The sequence below is a fragment of the Streptomyces sp. NPDC005775 genome (assembly GCF_042871565.1).
Taxonomy (GTDB): Bacteria; Actinomycetota; Actinomycetes; order Streptomycetales; family Streptomycetaceae; genus Streptomyces.
Genome location: NZ_JBIAIU010000004.1, coordinates 38,211 through 51,005 on the forward strand (window position 1 = coordinate 38,211; position 12,795 = coordinate 51,005).

A 12,795-nucleotide genomic window follows, 5' to 3' on the forward strand; every position below is an offset into this window, starting at 1 on the left:
GATGGAACTTCCGGCGGGGTGGGCGATCTCTACCCTCGACCAGGTTGCTGCTTGGGGAAGCGGGGGGACGCCGAAGGCAGGGACGTCGGCCTACTACGGTGGAGGAATTCCGTGGGCCGTCATCGGTGACCTTTCGGATGGGCCGCTGAGGGAGACAGCTTCGACCCTCACGGAAGCCGGAATTGCCAATAGTTCGGCCAAATGGGTGCCCGCAGGGGCGGTCCTGATTGCTATGTACGGTTCGATCGGGAAGCTCGGGATCGCGGAGTGCAGTGTCACAACGAATCAGGCGATCGCGTACGCGGCTCCCGATGACCGCGTGATAGACCGCAAGTTCCTCTTCTGGTACCTCCGTTCGCAGCGGGCCGAACTGCTTCGGGCGGGTAAAGGGGGTGCCCAGCAGAACATCAGTCAGACAGTTCTCAAGGCGTGGCCCGTACCTATCCCGCCCCTTGCGGAGCAACACCGCATCGTAGAGGCCCTCGAAGGCCACCTCTCTCGCCTGGATGCGGCTGTCGGCCTCATGGGTCATGCTCGGACACGGTCGCGGATTCTGTCGCGTTCCGTGGTCGAGCGAGCGCAGAGCGGGAATCTGGCAGGTCCCGAGGAGTCGGATGACTCGGCTGATTCCCTACTCGCGGACATTGCAGGTCTGAGCGAAGGCGCCTCTTCGATGAAGAGGCGCAAGAGCCCAGCCTTCCACCCCTTGAGCGGCAGTGTCTCGCCGCCGACTCATTGGTCGGTGCGGCCCCTGGGCGATTTGTGTTCCCTGATTGAATACGGGACGTCGGCCAAAGCGCATTCCGAGCCGTCCGGCGGTGACGTGCCTGTTCTGCGTATGGGGAATATTCAGAACGGTCGCCTCGACTGGGGTAATCTGAAGTACCTCTCGAGAGGACAGGATGGCATTGATAAGCTCTTGCTGAATGACGGGGACATTCTGTTCAATCGCACCAATAGTGCGGAGCTGGTCGGGAAAGCGGCTGTCTATCGCGCCGTGAACGGTCCGGCGACGTTTGCTTCCTATCTCATCCGGTGCCGCACCTGGCCGGGGGTCGATCCGGACTGGGTGGCGCTCTGTATCAACAGCGTGGAAGGCCGTCGATACATCAACTCTGTTGTCTCGCAGCAAGTTGGTCAGGCTAACGTCAACGGAACGAAGCTATCCTCGTTCCCTATTATGCTCCCGCCAAGCAGCGAACAGACGCGGATCGTGCGCAACGCCGAGGAGTGGAACGACTTGGTGGCTCGGGCTGGTGCGCTGGTCGCGCAATCGTTGAAGCGGGTGGGACACCTTCGGCAAAGTGTCCTGGACCGTGCCTTCACCGGCGCCCTCGTCCCCCAGGACCCCACCGACGAGCCCGCCACCGCCCTCCTCGCTCGCATCCAGGCCGACCGCGCCGCCCAGCCCAAGGCCAAGCGCCCCCGCCGCACCGCTACCGCGCCCCGCAAGCCGAAAGCCCCGGCAGCGCCCGAGCCCGCCCCGGCGCCCAGCCCCACCCCCGCACCCACCCACGCCGTACAGCAGGAGTTCGACCTGTGACCGCGCCCGCGCCGACCCCCGCCACCACTCCCGACCAGAGCGGCCCCCGCCCCGCCCCCGTCGAAGACAACATCGTGCTGGCCCCGCAGGCCGCAGCCCAGACCAACAGCCTCGTCGCCAAGCTCTGGAACTACTGCAACGTCCTCCGCGACAACGGCCTCTCCACCATCGAGTACGTCGAGCAGCTCTCGTACCTCCTCTTCCTCAAGATGGTCGACGAGATCGCCGAGGACCCCTTCTCCGAGGCGGACGCCGCCGCGATCGTGCCGACCGCGTACGACTGGAAGTCCCTCGCCAGCAAGAAGGGCCAGGCGCTCGAACTCCACTACCGCAACGTCCTCGACGCCCTCGGCACTCGCCCCGGTACCACCCTCGGGACCATCTTCACCAAGGCGCAGAACCGCATCACCGAGCCCGCCCTCCTCGAAAAGCTCGTCGTCGACCTCATCGGCAAGCAGGACTGGACGGTCGGGGACGCGGACCTGAAGGGCGACGCGTACGAGGGGCTGCTGGCCAAGGGCGCGGAGGACACCAAGACCGGTGCCGGCCAGTACTTCACGCCCCGCCCGCTCATCGACGCGATCGTCGAGGTGATGCGGCCCCGCCCCGAGGACACCATCACCGACCCCGCCTGCGGAACCGGTGGCTTTCTGATCGCCGCCCACTCGTACATCCGCAAGCACCACATGCAAGACCTCACCCGCGAGGAGCGCCTCGCGCTCGGTGAGGGCAAGATCTGGGGCAACGAACTCGTCCCCGGCACCGCCCGCCTCGCCGCGATGAACCTTCTGCTGCACGGCATCGGCAGCAGTGAGGGCAAGAGCCTCATCGACGTCGGCGACGCGCTCGCCACCAAGCCGGGCGGCAAGCACGCCTCGCTCGTCCTCGCGAACCCGCCCTTCGGCAAGAAGTCCGCGATCACGGTCATCGGTTCGGAGGGCAAGGCGGAGAAGGAGGACATCTCCTACGACCGCGACGACTTCCGCGCCACCACCACCAACAAGCAGCTCAACTTCCTCCAGCACATCATGTCGCTGACGGCCATCGACGGCCGGGCGGCCGTCGTCCTCCCCGACAACGTCCTCTTCGAGGGCGGCGCGGGTGAGAAGATCCGCCGACGCCTGCTCGACGAGTTCGACCTGCACACGATCCTGCGCCTGCCCACCGGCATCTTCTACGCGGGCGGCGTCAAGGCCAACGTCCTCTTCTTCGACAAGAAGACCCCGCGCGCCGACGGCAAGCCGCACACCACCATGGTCTGGGTCTACGACCTCCGCACCGCCAAGCACTTCACCCTCAAGCAGCGACCGCTGACCCGGACCGACCTGGAGGACTTCGTCCAGGCGTACGGCGAGAAGCCGGCCGACCGCGTGGACACCTCCGCCGAGGAGACGGGCCGGTTCAAGGCGTACACGTACGACGAACTGGTCAAGCGCGACAAGGTCAACCTCGACCTGACCTGGATGAAGGACCCGGCTCTTGAGGACGCGGACAGCCTCCTGCCCCCCGAGGTGATCGCCGCCGAGATTGTCCAGGACCTTCAGGCGGCGCTCAGCGAGTTCGCGGCGATCGCCGAGGCGCTGGGCGGCGAGGTCCCGGCCGACGCGGAACCGGAATAGCCGCCCCTCCCACACCGGACGGAACCGTCACCCATGTACGTCTCTCGCGTGATCGTCGACAACATCAAGTCCTTCCACGGTCCTCGCACCGTGGATCTCAGGCTCACCCGCCCGGACGGCTCACACGCCGGATGGACCGTGCTCGCCGGACGCAACGGTTCAGGGAAGACGACGCTGCTCCGCGCGCTGGCGCTGGCCCTCAGCGGGCCCGTGGCGACGCGTGGGCTGGTCCAGGGGTTCGAGAACTGGATGTCGCGCGGCGAGACCGTCGGCGTAGCGCACGCGAAGATCGTCAGGGACCAGGCTTTCGACAAGTTCACCGCGTCCGGACGCACCACGACCAACTTCTGGGCGGGCTTGCGGTGGACGGCACCGGCCGACGGCGGGGGCAGTCGCAAGGGTGCCCAGCCGGCGCTGGAAGGGATCAGGGCGAACCCCAACACCGCGAGCGCCACTCCCGCCCAGCGCGGCCCCTGGGCCGACAACCCGGTGGGCTGGTTCTGTGCCGCCTATGGGCCGTTCCGTCGTATGGCCGGGGGCTCGGGCGAGGTGCAGCGGCTGATGCTGGCCTCGGGCCCGGTGGCGCGGCAGGCGAGCCTTTTCCACGAGGACGCCTCCCTGGCCGAAGGTGTTGCCTGGCTGATCGAGCAGCACCTACGCGCACTCGAAGGCCGAGAAGGTGCCGCGGGACTCAAGAGGGCGGCTCTTTCCGTCCTTGGCGATGGACTGCTCCCTGACGGCTATCGGGTGGAGGACGTCGACTCCGAGGGGCTGTGGGTCACGCGTGACGGTCATCGGTTCCCGCTGCGGGAGATGAGCGACGGTTTTCGTACGGTGGCCGCGCTGGTCGTAGACCTGTTGAAGCAGATCCACGACTCCTTCGGTGATGAGGTGTTCAGTGCGGACGAGGACCGGCCCCCTCCACTCCACGTCCCCGGTGTCGTGATCATCGACGAAATCGACGCGCACCTCCACGTGTCCTGGCAGCGCCGCATCGGCCCCTGGCTTACCTCGCACTTCCCCAATATCCAGTTCATCGTCACCACTCACAGCCCGTACATCTGCCAGGCCGCCGACCCCGGTGGGCTGATCCGTCTGCCGGGGTCGGCGGAAGACGCGGGCCCCGAGGTCGTATCGGAGGACCTGTACGAGAGGGTCGTCTACGGCAGCGGAGACGACGCGGTGCTCTCCGAGCTCTTCGGTCTGGACACCCCGTACTCCGAGCAGGCTGAACAAGCCCGCGCCGAGTTCGTGGTGCTGGAGTCCAAGGTGTACGAGGGGGACGTGTCGCCGGAAACGGTCACGCGGTACAAGGAACTGAAGGGCTTGCTCTCCAGTTCCCCGGCGGCGCGCGTCCATGAGGTGTCCGCCCACCTCCACCGCATCGCCGAAAAGATCGAGGATGGCGAGAGGAACGGGACGGAGTGATCCGCCTGGAACGCGCCGCCCTGCCCGTGGACACGGCGGCGCAGCTGAAGGTGTACACGCGGGAAGTGGAGCAGACTTCCGAGGTGGACCGGAAGGACACGGCGGCACGCCTGTGGTCGCACTCCACCGTGCGACGGCGCGTCCGCGACGGCCTCCTCACCGTTCTCGCGGACATGGCACCCGGCCATCAGCGCTGCATGTACTGCGGTGACAGCCAGGGCACGGACATCGACCACTTCGAGCCGAAGACCCTCGCTCCGGTGCGCACCTTCGAGTGGCTCAACCACTTACTGGCCTGCGCGTACTGCAACAGCAACCAGAAGCGGAGCAGATTCCCGCGTGCTGAGGACGGCAGCCCGCTGTTACTCGATCCCACGCTTGAGGACCCTCTCGCCCACCTTCGGCTGGTCCTGCCGCTGTGCACGTACAAGGCGCTCACGCCTCAGGGCGAGGCGTGCATAGACGTGTTCGGACTCAACTCACGCGGTGTCCTTGTCGACGGGCGCCGAACCGCTTACGGCACCGCCAAGCAGTCGGTCGAGTTGTGGCGCATTGCCACAGATCGGGGCCAGTACGACAAGGCGGCGGAGGTGGTTCGGATCGCCTGGAACCGGCCGCTCGCGGATGTCTTGGTCGCAATGTTCCATCAGTCCGGCCACCCGGCCGCCGGTCTGCTCTTCGACGGCGAGGAAGAAACCCTCGGGCTTCTGCGGGACCAGGAGTTGCGTGCCGCGTTCCTGTCCCGTGCGTAACACCGCCCGGCGAACAGGCTGTAAGGAAAGCCGGTCCGCCGGGACACCGGATGCGATCAGGCGCTGAGCCGGCCGTCCTTGACCGCCTCGACGAACGACGACCATCCGGCGTGGGAGAAGACGACGGCGGGGCCGGTGGGGGCCTTGCTGTCGCGGACGGGGATGGCGGTGTAGCCGGTGGCGACCTCCAGGCAATCGCCGTTGGACCCTCCGCTGTGGCTGGACTTGATCCAACCGGTCAGCGCCCCGGCATCAGGGACGGTGTGGTGCAAGCTGTGCATGTTCGTGCTCCTCTGCGATGGCCCTGACGAGGCCCACCGAATTGCGTTGGGAGGCCGCCTCGCTCAGGGCGAGAGTGTAGGAGGCTTGGCAGGCAGCCACCAAGGTCGGATCATCCATCAGATTTCCTGTTCGAAGCCCCTCGACGTATGCGAGCGGAGCCGCGTCAGCGAAGTCCAGCAGATAGAGCGCACTCTCCAGAAGGGCATGTGCTCCTGTCGCGAAAGGCAGCACGTGCAGCCGTAGGCGCCCGGATTCCGCCAGGTCTGCGACCTTGCGCAGTTGCTCCGCCATGACCTGTGGGCCGCCGATGCGTCGTCGAAGCGATGCCTCATCGAGAAGCGCCCAGGCGATGGGCGCCTTTGACCCGCTGAGCACTTTGCCGCGATCCATGCGGTTGACAATGAGATTGTCAAGCTCGTCCGCCCGGTAGTTGGGGCGATACGCCTGGAACACGGCGCGAGCGTATGCGCCCGTCTGGAGAAGGCCGGGGATGAGAGACAGGCCGTATAGGCGTACTTCCGTGGCTTCGCTCTCCAACTCGGCTACCGGTGTGAAGAACTGGGCGAACTTTGAGTCCAGATCTTCCAACCACCGGGCGAAGAAGCCGTCGGTGCCGAGTGCGACATCGATCCGCCGGGCGTCATCCGGCTTCGGGAGCCGCCGCCCTGCTTCCCAATGGCTGATCAGCGTAGGCGAGCAGACCACCATCTCGCCAAGGGCCTCCTGCGTCAGCCCCGCCGCGATACGCCGTAACTTCAGCTCCTCGCCGTACTTCTCCCGAGGTGTACGCGGCCTTCGCTTCGTCCCCATCTGGTCCAACTCCCCGTCTTGACGGACGCGCTGTCATCCCCGACCCCCTGGCAGCGTAGCGATCCGCGACCCCACCCTGTGATGAGTTCGCTACAGAAAGCAGCGGACGTGCGCTGCAGAAACCCCCGCGACCGCCATGAACGGCCCGGGGGCGTGGCCACCCTGAGAAAGCAGGCTGACGTGAAGCAAGCTATCGCCCGACTCCTCGAACCGCTCCTGCGGTTCCTGATCACCGGTTCCAGTCGGCGACACCAGCAGGAGTGGGGCGCCGCCGACCCGTACACGTACCCGTACTCCTGCGACTACGTAGCCGGGCCGACCACCTACCGCACGGGCGAGCGGCCCCCGCGCGGCGAGGACAGTCCGCTTGTCCGCCCGTACCTTGTCGCGCACGAGCGGCAGTTGGCGATCGAGGCGGCGAGGGTAGCCGCCGAGGAGCGGCGTCAACGCGCCCGCCGCCGCACGCTCTGGCTCGCCGTGCACGGAGTGGACGCAGGCCCCCGTCACATCCACGGAGTCGAGGTCGCCGCGTGAACGGCGAGGGGCAGGATGCGCGCGCGGTCAGGCTGTTGCCGTGGACCGGGCCGGAGGGCAAGCCGTGCTACGTCCTCGGGGACGGCAACGGCTACGTGTCACGCATGGCGGACGACATCGAGAGCATCCAGCTCGGCATGGCGGGAGACCTGCTCGGCCATGCCGCCGGCCTTCTGGCGGACCGGAAGGTCACGGGAGCAGAAGTCCACTTCCTCGCCAGTCGGTTGACCGAGTCGTTGCGGGAGGTCAAGCGCGTCGCGGAGAGCCGGGGCGCGCGGCTCCGCGTGGCTGGGGTCGATCGTGCGGACGGAAACCGGCCGCAGCGCCAAGAACCGGACATTGGCAACCGCTGAGTCGGTCAAGCGCTTGACGAGCCCCCTGGCTGTCACGAAACCTGTTCACGCAGCTCAGCTCGGCGAACACGTGACAGTACGGGGGCTCGACAGATGGCCATTCCCAGGCCGAACACCAGCCAGTTCGAGGCGTTCACGACGAACCTCGCCTACGCCCGCAAGATGGTGGACGCGGGACGGTATCTGGCTCCGTTCCAGCCGGGGACGGTCGATGTCGACGACTTCTACCGTGCCGCGTGGGTGCAGGCCGTGGCGGCCATCGATCACTGGTTCCACGAGGAACTCTTCCGCCGGGTTGCCGAGCTGGCCGCCAAGGACAGCCCGGAGATGCCACTCCAGCTCCGCAACTACGAGATCCCGCTGCACCGGGTCGAGGCCGTGCAGCGGGGCGATGTCACGCTGGCCGATGTGGTCGTCGAGCACGTCAAGGACAGGTGGGGCAACGCCTCACTCCAGAATCCGCGCGCCATCTCCGATGTGCTGAGGCTCGTCACCGAGAAGAACGTCTGGCAGGGCGCGGCCACGCAGATCAACACCTGGCTGGGTGGCCGGACCGCGTACACGGACAAGACGCTGAAGACGCAGTTCATGAGCATCACCACCCGCCGCAACAAGATCGCGCACGACGCGGATCTGGTGGCCGGGGACCTCAAGCAGCGGAGCCCCATCTCCGAGCCCGACGTGACGGATGCGATCAACTGGATCGACCGCATCGCCCTTGCCGTGGCGCACGTACTCGACGAGTAGACCCGGGGGCGAGGTCAGGGTGTCCGCATCAGATTGCGGAGGTTGCCGACCAGTGCGTTGATGTCGCGTTCGGCGGGCGCCTCGGCGATGGTCTCCGGGGCGTCGCCGGTGACCTGGGCAGGCGTCCGGCAGGCGCGGCAGAGGCCGTCGGGGAGGGCTTCGGGCCGGCCGGGCGCACCGCATTCGGTGCACTCCATCATGACGCGGCGGACCGGGCCGTTCGGTACTCGATGTGAGGCCGTGACCGGCAGCGCGGGCGGGATCTTGTCGATGAGTCGTCGGCGTACGAAGCCGACGGGGGAGTCGACCTGTGCGGGGAGTCCAGCGGTGAGGGCCTGGGTGAGGTAGTCCGTGTTCACGCCCCGGTCCAGCCATGCGGAAGCCAGCTCTTCGAGCACCGTGCAGTCAGCGGCCGACAGGGACAGCCGGGGCTCCCTGCGGCCGAGTTCGGCCAGGGCGAGGTACGCGGGCGAGGGCGCGGCAGGGCTCCCCTCGGTCACGGACCGCTGCTGGGGCACGAGGGGTGTGGCAGGCGGGGCAGGAGCGGGAGCGGGCTGCGGGCGCTCGGGTGGCCGCACCGGCTCGGCTTGACCTGTCCGGACCTCTTCAGCCGCGGGCTCATTCGATGGCGCAGCGGACCGGGGCAGCGGGGCGGCCCCGGCCTGGGCGAAGGCGTTCCACCACTCGCTGTCGCGTGCGGTACGGGACCAGAAGGTGCGGGTGACCCAGCGGCTCTGGCTGTCCGCGTCGACGACCTGGCACCGTACGCGCCGCAGGTGACCGGCTGCGCTGAGGGCCCGGAGCGCGCTGCCGACGGCCATCTGTCCGTGCAGGGGGAGCGCCTTGGCCAGCGACTTGACGTCCATGGCGCTTCCGTCGGGGAGTCGGTCGACGTACCCGGCGATGTAGCGCTCGCGTTCCGGCAGTAGTGCGAAGTCAGCGGCGCCGGCGGGACGTTGCTCGGAGACCGTGCGCTTGCCGTAGCTGGGGTTGGCTTTGGCGTACGGGCGCGAAGCTGCGGGTGCGCGCAGGGCAGGGCTAAGGTTCTCGGTAGCCACGGGGTCGAGTTCCGTTCGATCTTGGGGTGAGGCCCCGGCCGGTGCGAACAACACCGCGTCGGGGTCGATTTGTTGAGGGCAACGTATGCAGCCGTGACAGCGCGCCGCAACCTGGTCACGAATAGTCACACTTGCTGACCGTTACGGGTCAGGGAGGTGGGGAGGGTTTACCCCAACCCCTTCTTTTCCTTCCGGATAACTGCACTGCTCGAATCCCGAAGCCTGCATCTCGACCCTCGAATCCCGGAGCTCAAGCGTCGGGCCCGGACTCCTTCGCGTACCCACGAAAGAGTGAGCGGGACCGCACTGTGTTCGACGCTGGAGAGCTCCGAGCTCCGGCGGCGGTCGCGGCCGACCACTCTCGTATCAAGGGTCAGTACGGGGCAACTAGGCTCGCGATCATGCTGAGACTAGGAATTCCCGTCATCGGCGTCACCGACGTCCCCCGTGCCGTGGCCTTCTGGACCGCGGCGTTGCACCTGGTCGCCGCCGAGGAGTGGAAGACCGAGACGTGGCGGACGCTCATCTACCCCGACGGGTCCGGCCGCGCCCTCGGCCTGTTGCGCAGCGCCTCCCCGGCCGAGCCGCACCCCCGTATCCACCTGGACCTCTTCACGGACACGGCCGAGGAACAACAGGCGGAGGTCCAGCGCCTGGTCGGTCTCGGCGCGCGAACCGTCGACTGGGACCACTACCCGCCCGATCCCGACTTCGTCGTTCTCGCGGACCCCGACGACAACATCTTCTGCGTGGTGGACCTGAGCCGTGCACCCAGCGGTGGCAGCAAGCCGACGCCATGACAGGCCCGGCACACCTTCCCGCGGGCAGTCGCTCATGACGCGGAACGGTGTGCCGGCCCCTCGTACGCCTCCCGCGCACCCTGCAACTCCGGCAGATGCGCCGCCGCCCAGGCGCAGCAGGCCGCCATCGGGTCGAGCAGCGTCCGCCCGAGTCCACTGAGTTCGTAGTCGACCCGCGGTGGGGTTCCGCCGCCGACGGTACGGGTGACGAGGCCGTCGCGCTCCATCGACCGCAGCGTCTCGGTGAGCACCTTCGGCGTGATGCCGCGCAGCGGGACCTCCAGTTCGGAGAAGCGGCGGGGGCCGTCCTCCAGGCACCTGATGATCTTCGCGGTCCATTTGCCGCCGAGGCGAAGCGGCGAGGTGGCGTGGGAGCAGCCCGTGAACATTTCGGGATCAAGTGGTTGGCTCACCCTGGCGAGCGTACGTAACTATCGTTGCGGAAACCATGGGGTGCGGGGCTAGCGTCCGCTGCGTCGGCCGGCGGTCCGCGGGCCTTGGCGAGGGGAAGCCCATGAGCAGCAGGATCATCGTGTTCGGAGCCGGTGGACGTGCCGGCCGGCGTGCGGTCGCCGAGGCCGTGGCACGCGGGCACCGGGTCACCGCGGTCGTGCGGGACGTGGCCGCGTACAAGGGGCCGGCCGGCGACGGCGTGAGCGTCGTCGCCGGCGACGTCACCCGGGCGGACAGTGTCGCGGAGACGGCGGCGGGGCACGACGCGGCGATCAACGCCGCAGGCCGGATGGACGTGCCGGCCCGGGACTTCTATGTGAGCGCGACCCACGCCTTGCTCGACGGGCTGGGCCGGGCGGGCGTCGGCCGGCTGGTGCTCATCGGCATCGGATCCGTCCTGGAGACCGCGCCCGGCGTGGCCGTCCACGACGCCCCCGGCTTTCCCGAGGAGGCTCGGGCCTTCTCCCTCGGGCACACGGCGGAACTCGACGTGCTGCGCGCCGCCGAGACGGACATCGACTGGCTGGTCGTCGCCCCGCCGCCCGTCGCCCTGGACGACGAGGGCCCGAGGGCCGGTCGGTACCGGACCGGGAACCATCAGGTGCTGCCGGCGGTCGGCGGCGTATCCGCCTTCTCCTACGCGGACTTGGCGGTCGTCCTGATCGACGAGATCGAGACCCCGAAGCACCATCGCTCGCTCACAGCGGTGGCCGCCTGACCGGTGGCCCCGGCAGCCGGCGGGCCCCGGCGGGGCCTACTGTGCCGGGTACGTCACCTCGCCCCGCGTGCCGATCCGGGGGGTCGCGCCCCAAACGCCCAGCTCGTGCGGCCGTGGCTGGCCGTCGCCCATGATGTGCAGGACCGTCCAGTCGCGTGCGGTGAGCGTGTTCGCGATCAGCAGCCGGTGGCAGCGCCACGGCATCGGCTCACCGCACATGACGGCGACCCGGCCGCGGTCCGCGAGGGACGTCAGACGGGTGATACCGCCCTCGTACTCCGGGAGCAGCGAGTAGTCGGCGTAGTTCTTGAAGCTCGCGTTGTGCCAGCCCGCGTTCACGAGCGGGTCCACGTCCTGCTTGCGCCGTCGTCCGCCGAGCTCGGCCAGGTACACGTAGTCGATGCCCGCCCGCTCCAGCCACTCGGGCATCACGTCCTGGGAGAACTGCGGGCTCCGGCGCGAGCCGGGCTGGGCCCGGACATCGGCCAGCACGTCGATGCCCTGGTCGTCGAGCCGGCCGATGAAGGTCTCCTCCGGGCACGTCCAGTGCCCGACCGTCCAGATCTCGCGCATCGCGTCCTCCTCGCCGGAAGCGTCGGCCGACCCTGCCCCCGGACATACTGCACCGGCCGTGGCGCAGAGCCGCCACACCATGCGAAGCATGTCCTGAGCGGGACACTGGAGGAGGCGGGGAACACCGTCGTGACGGAAGGCGAACCGATGACCAGCGACTTCGCGACCGGGGACCATGTGCGCTGGAACTCCGAAGCAGGCCATGTGAAGGGCCGGATCACCCAGGTCCACACCGAGGACGTGGAGTTCAAGGGCCGTACGCGGCATTGCAGCCCCGACCGTCCGCAGTACGAGATCAAGAGCGACAAGACCGACCACGTCGCGATGCACAAGGGCGAAACGCTGACGAAGATCTCCTGATCGGCAGCCGCTCACACGGCAGAGCCACCCGGGCGGCCCCGGCGCTCCCTCGGGTCGGATGGCCACGGCCGAGAAGGCGTACTCGAGCGGATCCCACCTATCCGAGCAAACGCGACCTGGGTCACGATGGGGAGTTATCGCTCGGGTGGGCGCTGGGAGACGGCATCCCAGCCGCTGTACATGCCGACTGAGGCTGGTTTTCCACGGCCAGTTCCCTGACGGCGACCGCAGGCTCCGACCTGCCGCCCAGCGCGACCTCGAAGGTGAAGCACCCCGTCACGAATGTCTCGCTGGTGAGGAAGACCCCCGGCCCGACGCCCAGCAGCTCTGCCGTCACCCTGATATCAGGGCCCTGCCGCTCGACGCCGACCAGGCCCAGAGCCGGTTTTCCCCGGGGGAAGACCCGAGCGATCTCGCCGTCGTCCAGCACACCATCGGCCGCTGCCCCGACGAGCCGCTCCTGCCGAGCGTCAGCGGCACTCCGCACATCTGCGCGGGCCTTTCCCTCGGCGCGGCCTTCCGCCGTGGCCGCCCAGACCCACAGCCCGATGAAGCACACAAGAAGCAGCACGAGCACGGCCAGACAACCGTTGAACAGACACCCCCTGACCGCCCCGCCGCCCACCCCATCGCGTCCTCCCATGGCCTGAGCATGCCGGGGCCCAGACGTGCCAGGGGCCACGAGTCCAAGCCGTTACACACTCCGCGCCGCGCGCAACCACGCGCCGGAACGCCCCACCTCGCGGAACACGGGCAGGTCCGCTC

The 12,795-nt window shown here is 68.2% G+C and carries 16 protein-coding genes; 10 read left to right on the forward strand and 6 right to left on the reverse strand.

The features are described 5' to 3' along the window. Position 1 precedes the first annotated feature (1 nt). The 4 genes from ACFYPA_RS10715 to ACFYPA_RS10730 all read left to right on the forward strand — a co-directional run bounded on the left by ACFYPA_RS10715 (position 2) and on the right by ACFYPA_RS10730 (position 5,342). Positions 2-1,543 (forward strand): restriction endonuclease subunit S, encoded by a 1,542-nt coding sequence (locus tag ACFYPA_RS10715; RefSeq protein WP_389131699.1) that lies wholly within the window; start codon positions 2-4, stop codon positions 1,541-1,543. 74 nt (positions 1,544-1,617) lie between these two features. Further along, the gene (locus tag ACFYPA_RS10720) at positions 1,618-3,162 is read left to right on the forward strand and encodes an N-6 DNA methylase (RefSeq protein ID WP_389131701.1); all 1,545 of its coding nucleotides are present in this window, start codon (positions 1,618-1,620) and stop codon (positions 3,160-3,162) included. A gap of 33 nt (positions 3,163-3,195) precedes the next feature. After that, positions 3,196-4,590 (forward strand): AAA family ATPase, encoded by a 1,395-nt coding sequence (locus ACFYPA_RS10725; protein WP_389131112.1) that lies wholly within the window; start codon positions 3,196-3,198, stop codon positions 4,588-4,590. Then, positions 4,587-5,342: an HNH endonuclease gene (locus ACFYPA_RS10730; protein WP_389131115.1), complete on the forward strand. Its 756-nt coding sequence runs from the start codon at positions 4,587-4,589 to the stop codon at positions 5,340-5,342. The genes ACFYPA_RS10725 and ACFYPA_RS10730 overlap by 4 nt, the downstream gene beginning before the upstream one ends. Before the next feature lie 56 nt (positions 5,343-5,398). Here the strand turns inward: ACFYPA_RS10730 and ACFYPA_RS10735 are convergent, their stop codons facing one another. Together ACFYPA_RS10735 and ACFYPA_RS10740 are read right to left on the reverse strand one after the other, a co-directional pair. Continuing rightward, positions 5,399-5,623 carry a DUF397 domain-containing protein gene (locus ACFYPA_RS10735; RefSeq protein ID WP_389131117.1) on the reverse strand — a complete coding sequence of 75 codons (225 nt, stop codon included), beginning with the start codon at positions 5,621-5,623 and terminating at the stop codon, positions 5,399-5,401. After that, positions 5,595-6,434, reverse strand: coding sequence for a Scr1 family TA system antitoxin-like transcriptional regulator (locus ACFYPA_RS10740; protein ID WP_389131120.1), 840 nt, complete (start codon positions 6,432-6,434; stop codon positions 5,595-5,597). Before ACFYPA_RS10740 ends, ACFYPA_RS10735 begins: the two co-directional genes overlap by 29 nt. A gap of 180 nt (positions 6,435-6,614) precedes the next feature. Here ACFYPA_RS10740 and ACFYPA_RS10745 point away from each other — a divergent pair, with 180 nt between their 5' ends. The 3 genes from ACFYPA_RS10745 (at position 6,615) to ACFYPA_RS10755 (ending at position 8,068) form a co-directional block, all read left to right on the forward strand. Further along, on the forward strand, positions 6,615-6,968 hold the full coding sequence (locus ACFYPA_RS10745) for a hypothetical protein (protein ID WP_389131122.1): 354 nt from the start codon (positions 6,615-6,617) through the stop codon (positions 6,966-6,968). Next, the gene (locus tag ACFYPA_RS10750) at positions 6,965-7,321 is read left to right on the forward strand and encodes a hypothetical protein (protein ID WP_389131125.1); all 357 of its coding nucleotides are present in this window, start codon (positions 6,965-6,967) and stop codon (positions 7,319-7,321) included. The genes ACFYPA_RS10745 and ACFYPA_RS10750 overlap by 4 nt, the downstream gene beginning before the upstream one ends. Before the next feature lie 93 nt (positions 7,322-7,414). Beyond that, complete coding sequence (locus tag ACFYPA_RS10755) at positions 7,415-8,068, forward strand: hypothetical protein (RefSeq protein ID WP_389131128.1); 654 nt, start codon at positions 7,415-7,417, stop codon at positions 8,066-8,068. Positions 8,069-8,082: 14 nt separating this feature from the next. Here ACFYPA_RS10755 and ACFYPA_RS10760 read toward each other — a convergent pair whose 3' ends face one another. Continuing rightward, the gene (locus ACFYPA_RS10760) at positions 8,083-9,126 is read right to left on the reverse strand and encodes a MarR family transcriptional regulator (protein WP_389131130.1); all 1,044 of its coding nucleotides are present in this window, start codon (positions 9,124-9,126) and stop codon (positions 8,083-8,085) included. A gap of 401 nt (positions 9,127-9,527) precedes the next feature. Between ACFYPA_RS10760 and ACFYPA_RS10765 the strand changes: the two genes are divergently transcribed. Continuing rightward, a complete protein-coding gene (locus ACFYPA_RS10765) occupies positions 9,528-9,926 on the forward strand; it encodes a VOC family protein (protein ID WP_359320477.1) in 399 nt (132 codons plus the stop codon). A 32-nt stretch (positions 9,927-9,958) separates the two neighbouring features. Here the strand turns inward: ACFYPA_RS10765 and ACFYPA_RS10770 are convergent, their stop codons facing one another. Continuing rightward, positions 9,959-10,315, reverse strand: a complete 357-nt coding sequence (locus tag ACFYPA_RS10770; protein ID WP_389131703.1) for a winged helix-turn-helix transcriptional regulator — start codon at positions 10,313-10,315, stop codon at positions 9,959-9,961. Between the two features lie 125 nt (positions 10,316-10,440). Here ACFYPA_RS10770 and ACFYPA_RS10775 point away from each other — a divergent pair, with 125 nt between their 5' ends. Next, positions 10,441-11,097 carry an NAD(P)H-binding protein gene (locus ACFYPA_RS10775; RefSeq protein ID WP_359320479.1) on the forward strand — a complete coding sequence of 219 codons (657 nt, stop codon included), beginning with the start codon at positions 10,441-10,443 and terminating at the stop codon, positions 11,095-11,097. 36 nt (positions 11,098-11,133) lie between these two features. Here the strand turns inward: ACFYPA_RS10775 and ACFYPA_RS10780 are convergent, their stop codons facing one another. Continuing rightward, a complete protein-coding gene (locus tag ACFYPA_RS10780; RefSeq protein ID WP_389131133.1) occupies positions 11,134-11,670 on the reverse strand; it encodes a DUF488 family protein in 537 nt (178 codons plus the stop codon). Positions 11,671-11,817: 147 nt separating this feature from the next. Here ACFYPA_RS10780 and ACFYPA_RS10785 point away from each other — a divergent pair, with 147 nt between their 5' ends. After that, the gene (locus tag ACFYPA_RS10785) at positions 11,818-12,030 is read left to right on the forward strand and encodes a DUF2945 domain-containing protein (RefSeq protein WP_359320484.1); all 213 of its coding nucleotides are present in this window, start codon (positions 11,818-11,820) and stop codon (positions 12,028-12,030) included. Between the two features lie 121 nt (positions 12,031-12,151). On the opposite strand, the gene ACFYPA_RS10790 is transcribed toward ACFYPA_RS10785, so the two are convergent. After that, positions 12,152-12,673: a hypothetical protein gene (locus tag ACFYPA_RS10790; protein WP_389131136.1), complete on the reverse strand. Its 522-nt coding sequence runs from the start codon at positions 12,671-12,673 to the stop codon at positions 12,152-12,154. Positions 12,674-12,795 lie beyond the last annotated feature (122 nt).

Bases quoted from the DNA above. Each gene is read 5' to 3' on its own strand.
- ACFYPA_RS10715 (WP_389131699.1), top strand. From the start codon at position 2: ATGGAACTTCCGGCGGGGTGGGCGATCTCTACCCTCGACCAGGTTGCT.
- ACFYPA_RS10725 (WP_389131112.1), top strand. From the start codon at position 3,196: ATGTACGTCTCTCGCGTGATCGTCGACAACATCAAGTCCTTCCACGGT.
- ACFYPA_RS10735 (WP_389131117.1), bottom strand. From the start codon at position 5,623: ATGCACAGCTTGCACCACACCGTCCCTGATGCCGGGGCGCTGACCGGT.
- ACFYPA_RS10740 (WP_389131120.1), bottom strand. From the start codon at position 6,434: ATGGGGACGAAGCGAAGGCCGCGTACACCTCGGGAGAAGTACGGCGAG.
- ACFYPA_RS10755 (WP_389131128.1), top strand. From the start codon at position 7,415: ATGGCCATTCCCAGGCCGAACACCAGCCAGTTCGAGGCGTTCACGACG.
- ACFYPA_RS10765 (WP_359320477.1), top strand. From the start codon at position 9,528: ATGCTGAGACTAGGAATTCCCGTCATCGGCGTCACCGACGTCCCCCGT.
- ACFYPA_RS10770 (WP_389131703.1), bottom strand. From the start codon at position 10,315: ATGTTCACGGGCTGCTCCCACGCCACCTCGCCGCTTCGCCTCGGCGGC.
- ACFYPA_RS10775 (WP_359320479.1), top strand. From the start codon at position 10,441: ATGAGCAGCAGGATCATCGTGTTCGGAGCCGGTGGACGTGCCGGCCGG.
- ACFYPA_RS10780 (WP_389131133.1), bottom strand. From the start codon at position 11,670: ATGCGCGAGATCTGGACGGTCGGGCACTGGACGTGCCCGGAGGAGACC.
- ACFYPA_RS10785 (WP_359320484.1), top strand. From the start codon at position 11,818: ATGACCAGCGACTTCGCGACCGGGGACCATGTGCGCTGGAACTCCGAA.
- ACFYPA_RS10790 (WP_389131136.1), bottom strand. From the start codon at position 12,673: ATGGGAGGACGCGATGGGGTGGGCGGCGGGGCGGTCAGGGGGTGTCTG.